The organism is Verrucomicrobiia bacterium, from assembly GCA_035574275.1.
Lineage (GTDB): Bacteria > Zixibacteria > MSB-5A5 > DSPP01 > DSPP01 > DSPP01.
The window spans coordinates 1-16,736 of record DATLYY010000040.1 but is presented as its reverse complement, the minus strand read 5'-3'; the positions used below and the strand labels follow the sequence as shown (position 1 = coordinate 16,736).

At 55.4% G+C, this 16,736-nt stretch carries 17 protein-coding genes; 2 read left to right on the top strand and 15 right to left on the bottom strand.

Features of this window, described 5'->3' with window-relative positions:
* From VNL73_05985 to xseA, 8 genes are all read right to left on the bottom strand, one after another.
* On the bottom strand, positions 1–747 hold a 747-nt coding region (locus tag VNL73_05985; GenBank protein HXF48957.1), incomplete at its 3' end, for a hypothetical protein.
* A gap of 36 nt (positions 748–783) precedes the next feature.
* Positions 784–2,037 carry a hypothetical protein gene (locus VNL73_05980; GenBank protein ID HXF48956.1) on the bottom strand — a complete coding sequence of 418 codons (1,254 nt, stop codon included), beginning with the start codon at positions 2,035–2,037 and terminating at the stop codon, positions 784–786.
* Positions 1,997–2,740: a monofunctional biosynthetic peptidoglycan transglycosylase gene (gene mtgA, locus VNL73_05975; protein HXF48955.1), complete on the bottom strand. Its 744-nt coding sequence runs from the start codon at positions 2,738–2,740 to the stop codon at positions 1,997–1,999. The genes VNL73_05980 and mtgA overlap by 41 nt, the downstream gene beginning before the upstream one ends.
* 1 nt (position 2,741) lies before the next feature.
* Positions 2,742–3,596 (bottom strand): NAD(+)/NADH kinase, encoded by an 855-nt coding sequence (locus VNL73_05970; GenBank protein HXF48954.1) that lies wholly within the window; start codon positions 3,594–3,596, stop codon positions 2,742–2,744.
* On the bottom strand, positions 3,593–5,491 hold the full coding sequence (gene dxs / locus VNL73_05965) for a 1-deoxy-D-xylulose-5-phosphate synthase (GenBank protein ID HXF48953.1): 1,899 nt from the start codon (positions 5,489–5,491) through the stop codon (positions 3,593–3,595). Before dxs ends, VNL73_05970 begins: the two co-directional genes overlap by 4 nt.
* Positions 5,488–6,372: a farnesyl diphosphate synthase gene (locus VNL73_05960; GenBank protein HXF48952.1), complete on the bottom strand. Its 885-nt coding sequence runs from the start codon at positions 6,370–6,372 to the stop codon at positions 5,488–5,490. Before VNL73_05960 ends, dxs begins: the two co-directional genes overlap by 4 nt.
* The gene (gene xseB, locus VNL73_05955; GenBank protein HXF48951.1) at positions 6,369–6,623 is read right to left on the bottom strand and encodes an exodeoxyribonuclease VII small subunit; all 255 of its coding nucleotides are present in this window, start codon (positions 6,621–6,623) and stop codon (positions 6,369–6,371) included. Before xseB ends, VNL73_05960 begins: the two co-directional genes overlap by 4 nt.
* The gene (gene xseA / locus VNL73_05950; GenBank protein ID HXF48950.1) at positions 6,620–7,825 is read right to left on the bottom strand and encodes an exodeoxyribonuclease VII large subunit; all 1,206 of its coding nucleotides are present in this window, start codon (positions 7,823–7,825) and stop codon (positions 6,620–6,622) included. Before xseA ends, xseB begins: the two co-directional genes overlap by 4 nt.
* Positions 7,826–7,926: 101 nt before the next feature.
* Here xseA and VNL73_05945 point away from each other — a divergent pair, with 101 nt between their 5' ends.
* Positions 7,927–8,985 carry a site-2 protease family protein gene (locus VNL73_05945; protein ID HXF48949.1) on the top strand — a complete coding sequence of 353 codons (1,059 nt, stop codon included), beginning with the start codon at positions 7,927–7,929 and terminating at the stop codon, positions 8,983–8,985.
* Here the strand turns inward: VNL73_05945 and VNL73_05940 are convergent, their stop codons facing one another.
* The 6 genes from VNL73_05940 to cobO all read right to left on the bottom strand — a co-directional run bounded on the left by VNL73_05940 (position 8,986) and on the right by cobO (position 14,731).
* Complete coding sequence (locus tag VNL73_05940) at positions 8,986–10,518, bottom strand: HD domain-containing phosphohydrolase (GenBank protein HXF48948.1); 1,533 nt, start codon at positions 10,516–10,518, stop codon at positions 8,986–8,988.
* 99 nt (positions 10,519–10,617) lie between these two features.
* The gene (locus tag VNL73_05935; GenBank protein ID HXF48947.1) at positions 10,618–11,241 is read right to left on the bottom strand and encodes a cyclic nucleotide-binding domain-containing protein; all 624 of its coding nucleotides are present in this window, start codon (positions 11,239–11,241) and stop codon (positions 10,618–10,620) included.
* A complete protein-coding gene (lipA, locus tag VNL73_05930) occupies positions 11,238–12,188 on the bottom strand; it encodes a lipoyl synthase (protein ID HXF48946.1) in 951 nt (316 codons plus the stop codon). Before lipA ends, VNL73_05935 begins: the two co-directional genes overlap by 4 nt.
* A 103-nt stretch (positions 12,189–12,291) precedes the next feature.
* Entirely contained in the window at positions 12,292–13,239 is a 948-nt protein-coding gene (gene trxB, locus VNL73_05925) for a thioredoxin-disulfide reductase (GenBank protein HXF48945.1), read from the bottom strand.
* A gap of 62 nt (positions 13,240–13,301) precedes the next feature.
* A complete protein-coding gene (locus VNL73_05920; GenBank protein ID HXF48944.1) occupies positions 13,302–14,183 on the bottom strand; it encodes a complex I NDUFA9 subunit family protein in 882 nt (293 codons plus the stop codon).
* Positions 14,183–14,731 carry a cob(I)yrinic acid a,c-diamide adenosyltransferase gene (gene cobO, locus VNL73_05915; GenBank protein HXF48943.1) on the bottom strand — a complete coding sequence of 183 codons (549 nt, stop codon included), beginning with the start codon at positions 14,729–14,731 and terminating at the stop codon, positions 14,183–14,185. Before cobO ends, VNL73_05920 begins: the two co-directional genes overlap by 1 nt.
* Positions 14,732–14,846: 115 nt before the next feature.
* On the opposite strand from cobO, the gene VNL73_05910 reads away from it, so the two are divergent.
* Positions 14,847–15,803: a hypothetical protein gene (locus VNL73_05910; GenBank protein HXF48942.1), complete on the top strand. Its 957-nt coding sequence runs from the start codon at positions 14,847–14,849 to the stop codon at positions 15,801–15,803.
* A 40-nt stretch (positions 15,804–15,843) separates the two neighbouring features.
* Here the strand turns inward: VNL73_05910 and VNL73_05905 are convergent.
* Positions 15,844–16,736: hypothetical protein (locus tag VNL73_05905; GenBank protein ID HXF48941.1), on the bottom strand; the 893-nt coding region annotated here is incomplete at its 5' end.

Below are 16,736 nucleotides of genomic sequence, written 5' to 3'. Positions count from 1 at the left end.
CCCGCCGGTCCAGACCAAAAGACGCTTTTCCGATTCGGGTTGAACGAGGTAGTAACGAAAACGGTTGAAATCCTTATCCTGATAATCGGTTACGACCTGGGTGACCAGCGAGCGCTTGCGGTCCGGGGAGCGAAAAAGCGACCATTCCAAATCAATCTCCTCCCGGTTCAAGGCCAAAAGGGAAAGGGAAAAGTATCGTCCCGCGCGGCGCACGGGCGCCAAGGAGACCGCATCCAGATAAAAAATTGAATCCACCAAGGTGTAGTAAACGACGTAATTCCGGTCGTAAAAGCCGAGCAGATGGGCGTTGCCGCTGGTCGTCAGCCGGACCTCCTCCCCGTTGGCCAACTCAAACCGGTACAGGTCAATTTTATTCTGCGGGGCGCGCGCCGCTCGCTTCAAAACGGAATCAGGATAATACGTTCGCAACCGCGGATGGTAGGGGAGGTAGCTGTTGGTATCCAAAACGGCTTTCTCGTACACCAAAAATCGCTCGTCGTCGGACAGAATCGGAAATTTTCCGGGATTATAGACAAGCGGGGAAAACGCCCGCCGCCTCCCGCTTGAATCGACCCGCCGGAACTGCAAAAGCGAGTCGCCGGCCGACCGGGCAAAATAGTAAATCCGTTCCCCGCCCCCCTGAAACTCGGGCCGCCGGGCATCCAATTCCTCCTCCGTCGAAACCTTTTGAAAACCGTAGTAATCAAAAAGAAGCTGCGGCTCGTACCGGCAACTTCCGAGAAACAACCCTCCGAGCACAATAAATGAAAACCGTTTCAATTTCTACTGCGGCGCTCCGCGCAGCACCCAGGCGTTGATGGTGTCCCGCATACCTTGCGGCAGTCCACCCGTTGGCGGCATCGTTCCGGCGGTTACCCGGATGCGAATGCGCTCCCGGAATTGAAAAATGGTGGTGTAGTTGTCCCAGCAGTACGGCGGGCACATCGCCGGGTTGGGCGGGGAGCTGTTTGGGAAATGGCAGGGGGTGCACCGGGTGTCAAAAATCGCCTTGGTGTGATTGGAATAAGTAAGCAAAGCGGTGTCCATTTTTATTCTTGCGGAGAGCGTATCGGCCAATGCCCGGCTTGCCGCCACAAAGGTGACGGAGGTGTCGAAGAAAACGTCGGCTTGCAAAACTCTTGTCTGCCAGAAAAAGCCCCCCCTTCCATTTCCGCTGTCCAGGAAGGCGGCCCCGGAAGGAAGATTGAGGGCAGACAGGGAAATCGCGTCACCATCCGGGTCGGCAGCGGCTACGGCGAAACTTACAATCTGCCCTTCCGTAACGCGCTGGTCGGGAAGCGAAGAAATCGAGGGTGCCCGGTCGAAGTCCAAGACCACCAGCCGGGCATTTTTGGTGTCCGTAAACTGGCGGTCGGTTACGGAAAAGACCGGCTGGTGTTCACCAGCTTGGTCAAACGTAGGGCTCCAGAAAAAACCTCCCCTCCCGTTCAAGCTATCTATAAAAAAAGCCCCGCCGGGAAGGGCGTTGGCGGAAAGAAAGATGGAGTCCCCGTCCGGGTCGATCCCCCGGATGCTAAAGGCGGAAGCACTCCCTTCGAGAAAAAACTGGCTGTCAATCGGCAAAAGAAACGGGGGGCGGTTGACATTTCCAACAAAGACCATCACCCGTTCCGTATCGGCCAGCGCGCCATCGGATGCGATAAAGCCAAGCGGATAAGTCCCCTCCTGCGAAAAGGTGGGAGTCCAGGAGAAACTTCCGCGGCCGTTGGCGCTGTCCACAAACACCGCATTCTTCGGCAATCCGAACGCAGAGAAAACGGGAATTGCTCCCTCCGGGTCAAGGGCCGCAAGTCCAAAAGCAATAGTTTGGTTTTCGTTTAGAGCGGGACTTGCTGGAGGATTCGGCACGAGTGAAAGCTGGGGAGGCAGGTTGGGATTCTGAGCGGCCGGTTTCTTTTTACTGCAGGCGGCAATCAAGAAAAAGAGAAATCCGGTTAAAAACAAAACCGCGCACATTCCCTTATAGAGGGCGGTTTTAACTTGCTCCCTCTTCGAGCTTCTCTTTAGCAAACTCATAATCCTCGTTGGAAATCATTCCATACTTTAACATACGCTGCAAAATCAGATTTCTTTTGCGCTTCAGATAGGCAGAATCGGAAAACGGGGAGAATTTTTTGGGGTTGGGCAGAATGGTTGCCAGCCGCACGGCCTCCTCCGGCCAGAGCTCCCAGGCCGGCTTTTGAAAATAAGTCCAGCTGGCGGCCTGAATGCCGAAAATCCCCTCCCCCCATTCGGCCCAGTTTACGTAAAGCTCGAGAATCCTCATTTTGGAGAGTTCGCGCTCCAGCTTGCGGGCGATGAAAAACTCGCGCAGTTTGCGCAGAGGGGTCTTTTCGCCGGACAGAAAAAGGTTGCGGGCCAGCTGCTGGGTGATGGTGGAGGCGCCCCGGGAAAATCTGCCTTTCTTTAAGTCCGTGCGGATGGCCCGCTTGATCTCCTGCCAGTCGTACCCGGAATGCTCCCAGAAGTTGGCGTCCTCCGCCACCAGAACGGCGCCGACGAGGTACGGGGAAACATCCTTGAAGTCAATCCACTCCTGATGTACATGCGAGGGTGACTTTGCGCCGTTCTGCTTTTTCTTCCAGATTTCCGCAAAGGCGGTGGTTTTTGGGTTCTCGCGAGCCAAGTAGCCCACTTCCGGCAGGCCGGTGGCGGCGTAAACCACGAACCCGGCAGTGAATAATAAGAAAAACGCAAGCCCCCATAAAACGTATTTCAAACTACCCCTCCCCCGGCAAAACCCCCCAGTGGAGTTTGCTGCGCAGAACCTCGTAAAACGATTGCCGGTTGAAGCGCACGAGGCGGATGGCATGAGGCGCCCGGCGCACCTCCAGCCGGTCGGCGGAGGTGATTTTTTGCGAAAGCTGCCCGTCCACGGTGACCAGGGCCTCCTTTTCGGGCTGGGAGAGTTTCACTTCGAGCACGTCGCCCGGCTCGAAAACCAGCGGGCGGGAAGCCAGGCTGTGAGGGGAAATCGGGACGGCTATGGTCAAAGCCATTTTGGGATTGATAATCGGCCCGCCAAGCGAAAGGGAGTAGGCGGTGGATCCGGTCGGCGTTGAGATTACCAGTCCATCGGAGGCGTAGGAGCAGATGTACTCCCCGTTGGCCGATAACGTGAGCCGCAAAAGCCGGCGAACCTCCCCCTTTTCCACCACGACATCGTTCAGGGCGAAAAACCTTTGGCCGGTGGTTTTCACCTCCGCCTGAAGCACCATGCGGTCTTCAAGCTGATACCGGCCTTTTTTCAAGGAATCCAGGGCAGCGGTCACATTCCGATTAGAAAGCTCCGCCAGAAAACCCAGCCCGCCGGTGTTGATACCCAGAATCGGCTTTTGGGAGTTTCCAACCGCGCGGGCGGTGCGCAAGATCGTCCCGTCCCCCCCCAGGGCCAAAACGAAATCGGCGCGGAAGGCCAGTTCGGCTTCGGCGACGGCCGTGCCGCCGGAAGCGGGAAGCGCACCGTCGGAAAAAATGAAGGTCTCCACCCCGGATTTTTCAGCCCAATCCAAAATTTCGGAAAGGACCGCCCCGGCTCCGGGGCGACCGGCGTTGACCAAAAGACCCAATTTCATTCGGAAGCGACCCGGCTTTTCTTCTTCGCCAGGTTCAGATTCATCGCGGCAAGCTCGGCTTTAATCCCTTCTTCCGTCAAACCGACTTCCTCCAGCAATATCTTGCGCGCCCCTTGATGGATAAACCGGTCGGGGATTCCCAACCTCCGGAAAGAGATGCCGGAGAGCTTGCGGGCCTCCATATATTCCATCACGGCGGAGCCGAGGCCGCCCGCCAAAGCCCCTTCCTCGATGGTTAGAACGACCCGGTGGTCGGTGAACAGCAGATCCAGAAGCCGTCCGTCCAGCGGTTTGACGAAGCGGGCGTTTACCAGCGTGAGGTGGTACCCTTCTTCCCGCATTTGACGTACAACATTTTGCGCCGGATGGACCATCGTGCCGCAGGCGATGACCAAAACACCCTCCCCTTTTTCCAGCACTTCCCAGGATCCGATTTCAATCTCCTTGAATTCTCCCGTCAGCTTGTCCGGGATACTGGCGCGCGGATAGCGAATGGAGAACGGGCCGTTTTTGTAATTGACGGCGGTGTAAAGCAGATTCGCCAGTTCTTCTCCATCCTTCGGCACGGAGACCACAATGTTTGGCAAACAGCGCAGGTACGGAATATCGAAAATGCCGTGGTGGGTGGGGCCGTCCTCGCCGACCAGCCCGGCCCGGTCAATGCCGAACACCACCGGCAGTTTTTGCAGGGCGATGTCGTGAATCACCTGGTCGTAGGCCCTTTGCAGAAAGGTGGAATAGATGGCATACACCGGCTTTTTTCCCGCCGCCGCCAGCCCCGCGGCAAACGTCCCGCCGTGTCCCTCGGCAATGCCGACGTCGAAAAACCGGTCCGGATATTTTCTGGCAAATTCCGAAAGGCCGGTCCCCTGGCACATTGCCGCGGTAACGGCAACCACGTCAGGGTCGGCTTCCGCCAATTTTACCATTGTTTCGCCAAACGCCTGCATATAGGACGTGCCGGAGGATGGTGCCAGCGTGGCGCCGGTCACCTTGTCAAAGGCGGAGACGCCGTGAAAGCGGGCGGCGTCCTGTTCGGCGGGCGGAAACCCCTTCCCTTTGGTGGTCAATACGTGCAGCAAAATCGGGCCGGGAAGCCCCTTTATTTGCTTCAACGTTTTTATCAGCTTGGGCAAATCATGTCCGTCCATCGGGCCGAAGTAGCGGAAACCGAGTTTTTCGAAAATTATGCCCGGCAGGAAAAATCCCTTGATGTTTTCATCCATATAGGAAACCAAGGAGCGCAGCTTCAGCCCGCTTTTGGTCTTCCCCACCAGCTCCCAGATGTCGGCTTTGATTTTGTTGTAGGTTTCGTCCGTCAGAACGCCGGTCAAATATTGTGCAATGGCACCCACGTTTTTGGAAATCGACATCGAATTGTCGTTCAAAATGGCCAAAAAATCCTTGCCGGAAGCGCCGGCGTTGTTCAGCCCTTCGTACGCCAGCCCGCCGGTCAGGGCGCCGTCGCCAAAAACGGCGATGACTTTGTATTTTTCCTGCGACAAATCCCGCGCGCAAGCCATCCCAAAAGCCGCCGAGATTGCGGTGGAGGCGTGCCCGGCCCCAAAAACATCGTATTCGCTTTCCTCAATTTTGGTGAAGCCGGACAGCCCTTCATACTGACGAAGGGTATGGAAGCGCCCCCGGCGACCGGTGATGAGCTTGTGCGCGTAGGTCTGGTTGCCTACATCCCAGACAATTTTATCCTGCGGAGTGTTAAAAACGTAATGCAGAGCCAGGGTGAGTTCCACGGCCCCCATATTGGTGGCCAAATGCCCGCCGGTTTGGGAAACGGTTTTAAGAATCTCGGAACGGAGCTCTTCCGACAATGGAGCCAAGTCGGCCTGCTTCAGCTTCCGCAAATCGGCAGGGGAGTTAATTTTCTCTAAAATCATACCCGTTCAACAATATAATCTGCGACCCGCGGAAGATACGGATAATTTCCGTCCAAAAAGGCAATTTCCTCCTTGGCTTCCGCCGTGAGCCGGCGTGCAATCGTTTTTGATTGCTCCACCCCGACCACGGAAGGATAGGTGGCCTTTTCCTTGCGCCGGTCCCCGCCGGTCAGTTTTCCCAACGCCAAATCGTTGCCGGTTGCCTCCAGAACGTCATCCACGATCTGAAACGCCAGCCCCAGTTTCTGCCCAAAGCGAAAATAGGCATCAACCTCGGTTTCCGGCGCGCGGGCGACCAAGGCGCCGATTTTTAGCGAGGCGGCAATCAAAGCCGCCGTTTTCATTTTGTGGATTTCCTCCACTTCCGCAAGCGTCACTTTCTTCCCTTCCGATTTCAAATCAGCCACTTGTCCCCCCAGCATTCCTTTCGGGCCCAAAGCCTGTGTGAAAGTGGTCAAAACGGCCGGGCCGGAGGAGGCCAAAAGCTCAAAGGCCAGAGCGGAAAGGGCATCCCCGGCCAGAACGGCGACCCCCTCGCCAAAAAGCTTGTGGAGGGTCGGCTTGCCGCGCCGCAAATCGTCGTCATCCATGCAGGGCAAATCATCGTGCACCAAGGAAAAGGTGTGCACCAGCTCCATCGCGCAGGCGGGGGCGAAAATTTCATCCCCTTTTCCCCCCGACGCTTCGAAGGACAAAACCGCTAAAATCGGGCGGATTCGCTTTCCCCCGGCGAAAACCGAATAGCGCATCGCTTTGTGCAGAACCGTCGGCGGCTCGTTCTCGGGCGGGAGAAAACGATCCAGCCAACGATCCACCAGTTCCCGCTTTTCCTCAAGAAAAGTTTTTAAATCGACAGCAACTCCGGCAGCGGCTGGGTTCATTCTTCCCGAACCTCAACCTCGCCGCCCTTGTTGCGGACGAGAATTTTCAGCTTTTTCTGGGCTTCGTCCAGTTTTTTCTGGCACCAGCCGGAAAGCTGCATCCCCTCCTGATAAACGAGCAGCGACTCTTCCAGCCCCGTCTCGCCGGACTCCAGCCGGGCGGCGATTTCCTCCAGCCGGGTCAAGGCCGCTTCAAACGATTTTGGTTCCTTGAACGGCGGGGCCTCGGCGGCCATCCTTCCCTTTTTCACAATCCCTCCGCAGAAGTTTTAATCACTTCCGCCTCCGCTTTCCCCTTGGAAAAAATCAAATCCACACTTTCGTCAACCTTAACATCTTTATACTCCCGAACCACCTTGCCGTCCGTCTGCCGCCGGACAATGGAATAGCCACGCGCCAGAACGGATTGGGGAGAAAGGGTCGCCAGCCGGTCGACGGTCGATTTGAGCTCAAGATGAATTTTCCCTAGCCGGTTTTCCAGAGCAAGCTGTGAGCGCCTGATCAATTCATCCAAAAACTGTGATTTTTGGTTGACCAAATCAACCGGTCTGCGCAGGCCGTAGCTTCCCAAAACGGCATCCAATCGAGCTTGTGATTGAGTAAGCTGATGAGCAAAAAGACCGGCTATCCGCTCTTTCAACCCTTTTAGCACCCCTTCAAGTTCTGCTTTATCCGGCACCACCATTTCTGCTGCGGCGGAAGGGGTTGGCGCCCGCATATCCGACACAAAATCAGCTATGGTAATATCTATTTCATGACCTACGGCCGAAACGACAGGAATCAGGGAGGCGTAAATCGCCCGGGCCACTTCCTCTTCATTGAAGGCCCACAAATCCTCCAAGGAACCGCCGCCACGGCCAAGTATGATTACGTCCACACCACCCCATTCGTTGAAAGCACGGATGCCGTCGGCAATTTCCTCTTTGGCCCCCTCCCCCTGTACACGGGCCGGGTAAAGATATAATTCGGCCGGAGGATAGCGGCGGCGAAATACCTTCAGCATATCCTGAATGGCCGCGCCGGCGGGAGAGGTGACAATGCCTATGCTTTGGGGAAACTCCGGAATCGGTTTTTTATGCGCCTCGTCAAAAAGCCCTTCTTTAAAGAGCCGCTCTTTAAGCTTTTGGAAAGCGATCTCCAGTTCCCCCCTTCCAATGGGGAGAAGTTTCAACACGTTGAGCTGGTACTGCCCCTGCTTTTCATAAACCGTCAAATTGCCGAAGGCGTGGACTTTTATGCCGTCCTCCGGCTCAAAGGAGAGATACTGTCCCGCCGAACGCCAGATGGTGCAGCGCAGCAGGGCTTCCTCGTCCTTCAGCGAAAAATAGCGGTGGCCGGAGGGATAAAGCTTGAAGTTGGACATTTCCCCCTCCACCCAGACAGCCGGGAAGGCCTCTTCCAGATTTTCCTTGACCGAGCGGGTCAGCTCGCCTACCGTCCAGACCTTTTCGATAGCTCCTCCGAACGGTAAAAATAACTTAAAAGACGCTTAAAAGACAAGCGAAATGCGGTGAATTCTTCGCCTGCCGAACAACTGGTATATATATTGCCGGGATGAAAAAGATTGACCCGGCGGAACTGGAAGCGGTCAACGGGATAGTTGCCTTTCTCTGGCAGCCGGAAAGGGAATTGCTGTACCGAGACCGGTTTTATTATAAAATCAATCCCTTTACGGACCGGTCGGGACGGCTGGAGGAGACCAACCGGCAGTTGGAACCGCTGGGCTGGGAGGCCAAGTTTGCGGGGCGGGTTTCCGCACCGATTTTGGAGGTAAAGCCCAAGGTAAAGACGGCCTTTCCTTGGCTGGCGGCCGGCCTTTTTGTTGCAACCATTCTTTCGGTCGTCTTCTTTCCACCCTACTTGCAGTTCTCGGGAGCGCCAAAGGGAACTGACTTTTGGCGGTTGGTATCGGAAAACCTCCCTTTTGCCTTCGGCCTTTTAGGGATTTTAACCTGCCACGAGGCGGGGCATTTTTTCGCCGCCAAACGGCTTGGCGTTGAGGTTTCTTTCCCCTATTTCATCCCCGGCCCCACTCTTTTTGGCACCTTTGGGGCGGTCATCCGGGCCAATGCCCCGTTTTTTAACCGCAGAGAATTGATGGAAATCGCCGCCGCCGGGCCGATTGCCGGACTCGCGGTCGCCATTCCGGCATTGATTTATGGTCTCATAAATTCGCAAGTGGTGCCGGAGACCACCGGCGGGTTGGTTCTTGGGGACTCGCTTCTTTCCAAATGGCTTTCCGATTTAATCTGGGGGAAACTGCCGGAAGGGCATACGATTCTAATCTCACCGCTCGGCTTTGCCGGCTGGGCCGGGCTTTTGGTGACGATGCTGAACCTCTTACCCATCGGCTCCCTGGACGGCGGTCATATCGCCTATGCCCTGTTTGGCCGCAAGCAAAAAATCGTGGCCCGAGTCTTCTGGCTTTCCCTTTTTCCGCTCGGCTTTTGGTTTAACGGTTGGTGGATGTGGGCCCTTTTGGCCGTTTTCTTCCGGCTGGAACATCCGCCGACACTGGACGACAGCTACGAGTTGACGACCGGCCATCAAGTACTGGGCTGGCTCTCCCTGCTGATTTTTGTTTTGATTTTTATTCCCGTGCCGCTGGCCTGATTACTTGCGCGCGGAGGGGGCCTCGGCCGGCAAATCGAGATATTTCCCGGTGGCCAGAAATTCCAAATCCAGCACGTGGTTTTCCCAGACGGCGACAAAGGCATTCACCACGGAAGGGTCGAACTGCCGGCCGGAAAACTTCACCAGCTCGTCCAGCGCCTTCTCGAAGGGGGCTCCTTTGCGGTAGGGACGGTCGGAGATGATGGCATCGAAAGTGTCCGCCACGGCCAGAAGCCGCCCCTCGAACGGAATCTCCTCCCCCTTCAATCCGTAGGGATAGCCGCTGCCGTCGTACTGCTCGTGGTGGTACAAAACGTACGGCAGGGCCGGGCGCAGAAACTCAATTCCCTCCAGCATTTTTTTGCCGGTTTCGGGATGCTTTTTCATGATGGCAAATTCTTCCTTGGTCAAGGGCCCGGGCTTGTTCAAAACGTGGTCGGGAACCGAAATTTTTCCCACGTCGTGCAGAATCCCCCCCATCCGGACTTCCTTCAGTTTTTCCCCGGAAAAACCCAACTGCACGGCCAGCATTTCCGTGAGATACCGGACTCGATCCGTGTGGCGGCGGGTATAGCGATCGCGCGCCTCGATCGAGTTGGCCAGGACGTTTATGGTATCAAAGTAGGCGCTTTCCAGTTCCTCGTACAGCCGGGCCGAGTCAATGGCCGTGGCGGCTTTGCTCGCAACTATTCCAAGCGAAAAAAGCTCCCCCTGCGAGAAATAGTTGACGGTTTCGGTCCGCACCACGTTCAAAACGCCGATTACCTGGCCTTTGGCCAAAAGCGGATAGGAAACCATGGAGCGAATACGGGGGCGGGGGGAGCCGTCCACGGTGGGCGAGCTTTTGTTCACCACCTTCGGCTTGGCGGATTCCACCACGGAGCGGCAGGCCGGGTCGTTCCCCAAAACAAAGTAGCTTCCCTCAATATCCCGGGTTTTGCCGCGAAACTGGGAAAGCTTCAGTTCGCGCGTGGCGGGATCCAGCAGCAGAATGGAGGCGGTATCCGCCTTGAATTCTTTCAAGACAAAATCGAGAATCAAACCCAAAACTTCGTCCACCCGAACGGAGCCGACCATCGCCTCCGAAATCTGGTAGAGCGCAAGCTGCTCTTTCAAATGGATGTTCTCCCGCTGCAATTTCTGCTTCTCCATCCCCCGTTCGATGGCGGCTTTCAAATCGTCCCGACGGAACGGCTTGACCAGATAGTCATAGGCCCCCTCCTTTAAAACCGCCACCGCCCCTTCCACCGAGGGCTGGGCGGTCATGAAAATGATTACGATGTCCGGATTGGCGGCCTTGGCCTCGTGCAGGATGTCCAGCCCGGAATAGGATCCCAAGAACAGGTCGGAGAGGAGAATATCGATTTGTTCGGAGGACAGGATTTCGAACGCCTCCGGCGCCGTGCGGGCGGAAAGCACGCGAAAGGGCCCGAGCGAGGAAAGCATTTCCACCACCAGTTCCAGAACGCGCGGCTCGTCATCCACCGCCAGAATGGTTGCCCGTATGGCCGCCCGAGTGCGCTTTTCCCCCATCGTAAGGAATATCGGCAGAAAGGGATTGGGGCTTGAATTTTGGGGAAATACCCCTAAAAAACAAAAGGCGGGGGAAAGGAAATGCGTCTAATGCCGCAATTAACCGAAATGCTCCTTGTCTTCGAGGTACTCGGCGTAGCGGAACAGTTTTTCGGCGGATTTCAAAAAAACCTTTTCGCCGGACTTTCCCACGATTTCCAGCCGCTCCAGCTCGGTTAAAAAATCGGCAATCCGGTCGGACGGCAGACCCGTGACGGAATGGAGAATTTCCATCACCTCCCCCACGCCGGCGGGGGACTGCCCGTTGCCGCCGCTTTGCAAAGCGAGCCACAAAGCGGCGGAAAGCCGGGCCCCCTCCGAGCGGCCGGAAAGAAAGAAGGCCTTGTCCAGCCGGCGGCTTTTGCGGGCCAGATACTCGCAGAGTTCATACAGAAACCTGGGGTTGGACAAAAGATAGGATTCCGCCAAATGCCGGGGAAGTTCCAGAACGACGGAATCCAAAACGGCGGCGGCCTCCTCCTCCCTTGGCGCGCCGAGCAGAAACTCCTCCAGCCCGAAGAAACTCCCCTCGGTTATAATTTTTTGGAGGGAGCGCTTGTCGCCGCGAACTTTGGAAAGGGTGACTTTTCCTTTTTCGAGCAGGTAAAGGGAATCGGGACTATCCCCCTGACGGTATATGAGGGAGGCGGCGGAGTACGGCCTTTCGTAGTCCGAAAGCTTCACACGGCAAAGGACGGCGAAAGTTCAGCGGCTGAAACCTGCACTTCTTTTTTCTTCAAGTGGGCGGCCTGCTCGCCGGCATGGTAGGAGCTGCGCACCAAAGGGCCGGAGAAAACGTGCTGAAAACCCATTTTCTCTCCCGCCACCCGAAGTTCCTCAAATTCATCCGGATGATAGTATTTTTCCACCGGCAGATGCCAGCCGCCGGGAGAAAGATACTGGCCGATGGTCAAAATGTCAGTGCCGCAGGCGCGGATATCCTGCATCGTTTGCAAAAGCTCTTCGGTGGTCTCGCCGCAGCCAACCATTATGCCGGATTTCGTGGGAATTTCGGGATAATACTGCTTGGAGCGGGTCAAAAGCTCGAGCGTGCGTTGGTATTCCGCGCCGAGACGGACTTTGCGGTAGAGCCGCGGCACGGTTTCGGTGTTGTGGTTCAAAACGTCCGGGCGGGCTTCAAGTACTACTTTAAGAGCTTCCCAACTGCCGCGGAAGTCCGGAATCAGCACCTCCACCTGACAACCGGGGATGGCTTCTCGCATCGCCTTTATGGCCTCGGCAAAGATGAAAGCTCCGCCATCCTGCAAATCGTCCCGGGTGACGGAAGTAACCACGATGTATTTGAGCCCCAAGCGGCGGGAGGCCTCCGCCACGCGGCGCGGTTCTTCCAAATCGACGATGCCGTTCGGTTTGCCCCGCTTGATGTCGCAGAAGGTGCAGCCACGGGTGCAAAGCTGGCCTAAGAGTAAAAAGGTGGCGGTGTGGCGCTCGTAGCAGTCGCCGATGTTCGGGCAGTTTGCTTCCTGACAGACCGTGTTCAACCCCAAATCGGCAAGCCAGGTTTTGGTCTGCCGGTAATTGCCGCCCAAGGGCAGCTTGACTTTCAGCCAGTCCGGCTTGCGTTGGGGAACTTTGGTTTCAGCCGGCGGTTCGACGGTAATCGCGCCCATTGCAACTCAATTTACGCTTTTTTGAAATCTATTCAAGTCGCAGGTTGAAATCTGCGCCGGATGATGCGAGAATAAGGGCGAAGTATGCCTCGCCCCTACTGTTTTAGGTTCGGGTGGTCGCCGGCTCGACCTTTAAAGCGTCGATGTACTTCTGGGCGGCCACGGCGGCGGTGGTGGCGTCCCCCACGGCGTTGGTGACCTGTTTGGTAAGCTGGGAGCGGACGTCGCCGATGGCGTACAGCCCCGGAACGCCGGTTTCCATCCGGTCGTTGGTGATGATGTAGCCCAGATTGTCTTTTTGAATCGGGTCTTTGATGATGTGCGAGTTCGGGACGAAGCCGATAAAGATGAAAACGGCGCCGACCGGCAGGGTTTTTGAGTCACCGGTTTTGACGTTCTTCAATTTGACGCCGGAAACCTTGGTGCCGTTGCCGACGATTTCCTCCGCCACGGTGTTCCAGATAACCTCAATCTTCGGATTGGCGAAGGCCCGATCCTGAATGATTTTCTGGGCGCGAAAGGAATCCCGCCGGTGGATGAGATACACCTTGCAGCCGAATTTGGTCAAAAAGGTTCCCTCCTCGACCGCCGCATCCCCCCCGCCGATAACGGCTATGACCTCCCCTTTGAAGAACGCCCCGTCGCAAAGGGCGCAGTAACTCACTCCTTTGCCGGCGTATTCCAATTCTCCGGGAATATTTAATTTAGTTGGGGAGCCGCCGGTGGCGATAATCACGGCCTTGGCGCGGTAAGTATTGTCGTCCGTTTTGACGACTTTTTCGTTCCCCTCGGAATAAACTTCCGTCACGTTTTCCGTGCGGATTTCGAGACCGAATTTGCGGGCGTGGTCTTCCATTTTCTTGGCCAGTTCCGGCCCGCCAATCAACTCAAAGCCGGGATAATCCTCCACCCAGGCGGTGTTGACAATTTCACCGCCGGGAATCAATTTTTCCAGCAGAACAGTTTTTAAATTGGCGCGGGCCGAATACATCCCGGCGCAAAGCCCGCCCGGCCCGCCCCCCACGATAATAACGTCAAAGCTTTCGGTCATTTTCTCCCTTTCATCCGCATGTCATACCTATAACCCGCGCCCGTTGCCGCCGGTTCCGAAACTCACGAATACTCCTTTATCGCCTCGGCCCAGGGTTTGAAGGTAACGCCAAAAGTTTTGGAGGCAACCGCCGGGTCGCAGGTGCGGAAGGCCAGAAGCATTTTTATCTGGTCGGGCGTGACCGGCGGGTTGGGCAAAACCTTTTCCATAATGGCCGACAGGAGACGCATTACGGACAAAGGAACGTGAATCTTCGGCTTTTTGATTCCCTTCCAGCCGGCCAAGAAATCAAGAATCTCGTTCATTGTCATAACATCCGGCCCGCCCAAACAATAGGTCTGGCCGAAGGTTTCCGGCATCTTTAACGCTTTTGCCACGCATTCGGCCACGTCCTCGATGTAGACCATTTGCAACTTGTAGCCCCCCTTCCCTATCACCGGAATGAAGGGGCCTCTTTTCATCAGGGCAAGCATTTCGGTCGAAAAACCGTCTCCCCGTCCGATAATCATTGCCGGGCGGAAAACCGTCCAGTCCAAACCGGACGCAATCAAGGCCTTTTCCCCGGCCTCCTTGGTGCGGAAGTAGGCGGTGTCGATGCCGGTGCCGGTTCCCAAGGCGGAAATATGGATGATACGTTTGATTCCGTTCTCCTTGGCGGCGGCGATAAGGTTTTCCACCCCTTGCCGATGGATGCCGTCAAAGGTTTTCCCTTTCACTTCCTTGATGATGCCGACGGCATTGACGATGGCTTCCGTTCCTTGGACGGTCGTGCGAAGAGAATTTAAATCGAGGATACTCCCTTCTCTTTTCTCCACCGCCGCCCCTTTCAGAACGTCATCTGAACGCCTATGGGCCAGGGCAATTACAGAATGGCCGTGGGCCGCAAGTTTTTTGGAAATATGGCTGCCCACGAAGCCGGTGGCGCCGGCGACGAAGACCTTCATCAAAAATCGATACCCCTCTGGGCAAGTATGCCTTTGCGGTAGGGGTGTTTGATTTCCTTCATTTCGGTGACCATATCGGCCGCTTCGATAAGCTCCGGCGGGGCGTTCCGGCCGGTCAAAACCAAGTGCATTTCGGGCGGCTTGGATTTAATCAAATCGAGAACATCTTCCACTTTCAAAAGCCGCAGACCCAAGGCCACGTTGATTTCGTCCAAAATGATAATCCGGTGTTCGTTTTTCAAAATCCATTCTTTGGCTTCCGCCAGCGCCTCTTGGGCCTTTTTGACGTGCTCCTCAAAGGGGAGCTTGTCATCGATGATGCCGACGAAACCCTTCCCCAACTGTTTCATTTCCACATAGGGGGCCAGCATTTTGACGCCGTTCATTTCGCCGTATTTCCAGCTTCCCTTGACGAACTGCAGGATGAGAACCTTCATCTTGTACCCCGCCGCCCGGATGGCAATTCCCAATGCCGCCGTGGTCTTCCCCTTCCCATCGCCGGTGTGAATAACCACGAGGCCGTGTTTTTTTTCTTTTTCTTCTGACATTGGGGGAAAAGTAACGATAATGGGGGTTGAAAAAAAGGAGAATTTCGCCGATTATCATATCGGGAGACCTCTTGAATTGTATATAAACTACAAACCAACTACTGGTAGATGAATTATGGCGGAAACGAAGGGTAAAAACTTTCAGTTGGGAGCCACTTTGGTTGGCTTGCTCCCTGTTTTCCTCTGTTTAATTGATCTGCGAGAGTCGGTTTTTGCAATTCAAAGTGATATGCCTCCATTTCTGTTTATTCTTCTATTCTGCACTTTGGGCATCCTCGCCCTTCCATTCATTTTAATTGTGGCTTGGCGGCTCCGCATTCCGTGGAAAATAGTTTTCAGAGGTTTGTTAACTACTGTAGTTTTGACCCTCTTAGCGCTTGCAACCATGATTTACCTTAATTCGTCCCTTCGCGACCGGGCTTTTAAACGTGCGGCAGATCATGCCGAAATAGTGGTTGATGCAATTAAACGTTTTGAACGCTATGAAGGGCATCCACCCGACTCACTTAAAGATTTGGTGCCTAAATACCTTGCTGCGATTCCAAAAACCAGCCTCCAATCGTACCCCGAATTCGAGTATGAACGGTTTCAGGATTCCGGGGGATCACTTATCTGGTGGGACTTAGGGTCGAGACGGGGTGCGCCAATGCAAGGTCTCTGGGTTTATCCAGATGGTGACCCCGACCATGCAATATTAGCCTTCCAATTGGATGGAAAGGGAATAGTTGTAGATTCTCGCATGGATCGATTGCCCGATACTATTAGGGGGCAAGCTTTGCCCTTTAGTAAGGAAACTTGGTTAGCGAAACAAGACCAGCGTTTATTTATGGTTGGAAATCTCATCGACAAACATGGCTTCGTAGATTTGCATCGTTCCAAGGTCGAATCGTTACTCGGGCCTCCAAATGGAAGTAGAATTCTCAGAGACTCACCGTGGGAGCTACGCATACAATGCTCTTTGGGAATAATGAACTGGGATGTTTTCTTTTATTGGCCTACTGAACACTATCCAGAAGAGATCTATGGTGGCTGGGTGGAAAAAATTGGAAAATGGGCATATGTGCACGAATAATTGCGCGTCTTCAAACGGTAATTAGATTAAACCGACAAAATTACTTCGGCGACCAGGCGGGGTGGAAATCGGAGCCGGTTTGGGTGAGCTGCAAGACCCGCTTGCCGTCGGAACTGACGATGTAGATGCCGCCCGTGGTGGAGGAGAAGCAGAGCCATTTGCCGTCCGGCGACCAGCCGGGGGCGGTGGTGTTGATGACGCGGTCGGGGCGGGAGCTTAAAAGCAATCGTTCGGAAGCGCCATCTGCTGACATTACGTAAATATTCGGGTTGCCGCTTTTCGTGGATACGTAAGCCAGTTCTTTACCGTCCGGCGACCAACTGGCGGCGTAGCCCTTGGGGCGCTTGCCGGCGGACTCCACCAGCTCCCTGAACCCGAGTTTTATTTCCCCGGCGGGAATGATGACCAAACCAACCACTTCCGGCACTCCCTGCACGTTGGTTACCGCCAGGGTAAAAGCCAGCCGTTTACCATCCGGGGAAACCGCGGGTTGCAGCGCTTGGGCCTGGACTTTGCCCGAGGCCGGCAGTATGTAGGTATTGGTGGTGAAGGTATCCGTGCCAAAATTGAAGCGGAAAAGCTGGAAATTCGGCGTCGTCGGGTCAAAGAGATTGTTGAACTTGTTGGCCGAGAGGTCGGTGGAAGCCCAAACGGACTTGCCGTCCTTGGACCAGTCCGGGTAGCTCGTGCCGAAGTTGTCCGTCAATTGGGTGTACCAGTGGTTGGAGTCGATGTGGGTGGTGAAGATGTCGGAAATCGGCACCCGCATTTCCCCGCCCAGGGGATACTCGATTTGCGCCTTGCCGCGGGCGGCGAACGCCAGCCGCTCGCCGTCCGGCGCCCAGGAGATTTTGCCGTAGCCGTCCTGAATCACCAGATTGCGGCGGGTCTGGTTGGCGCCGTTGGCGTCCATATAATAGAGCTGCCCGCCCC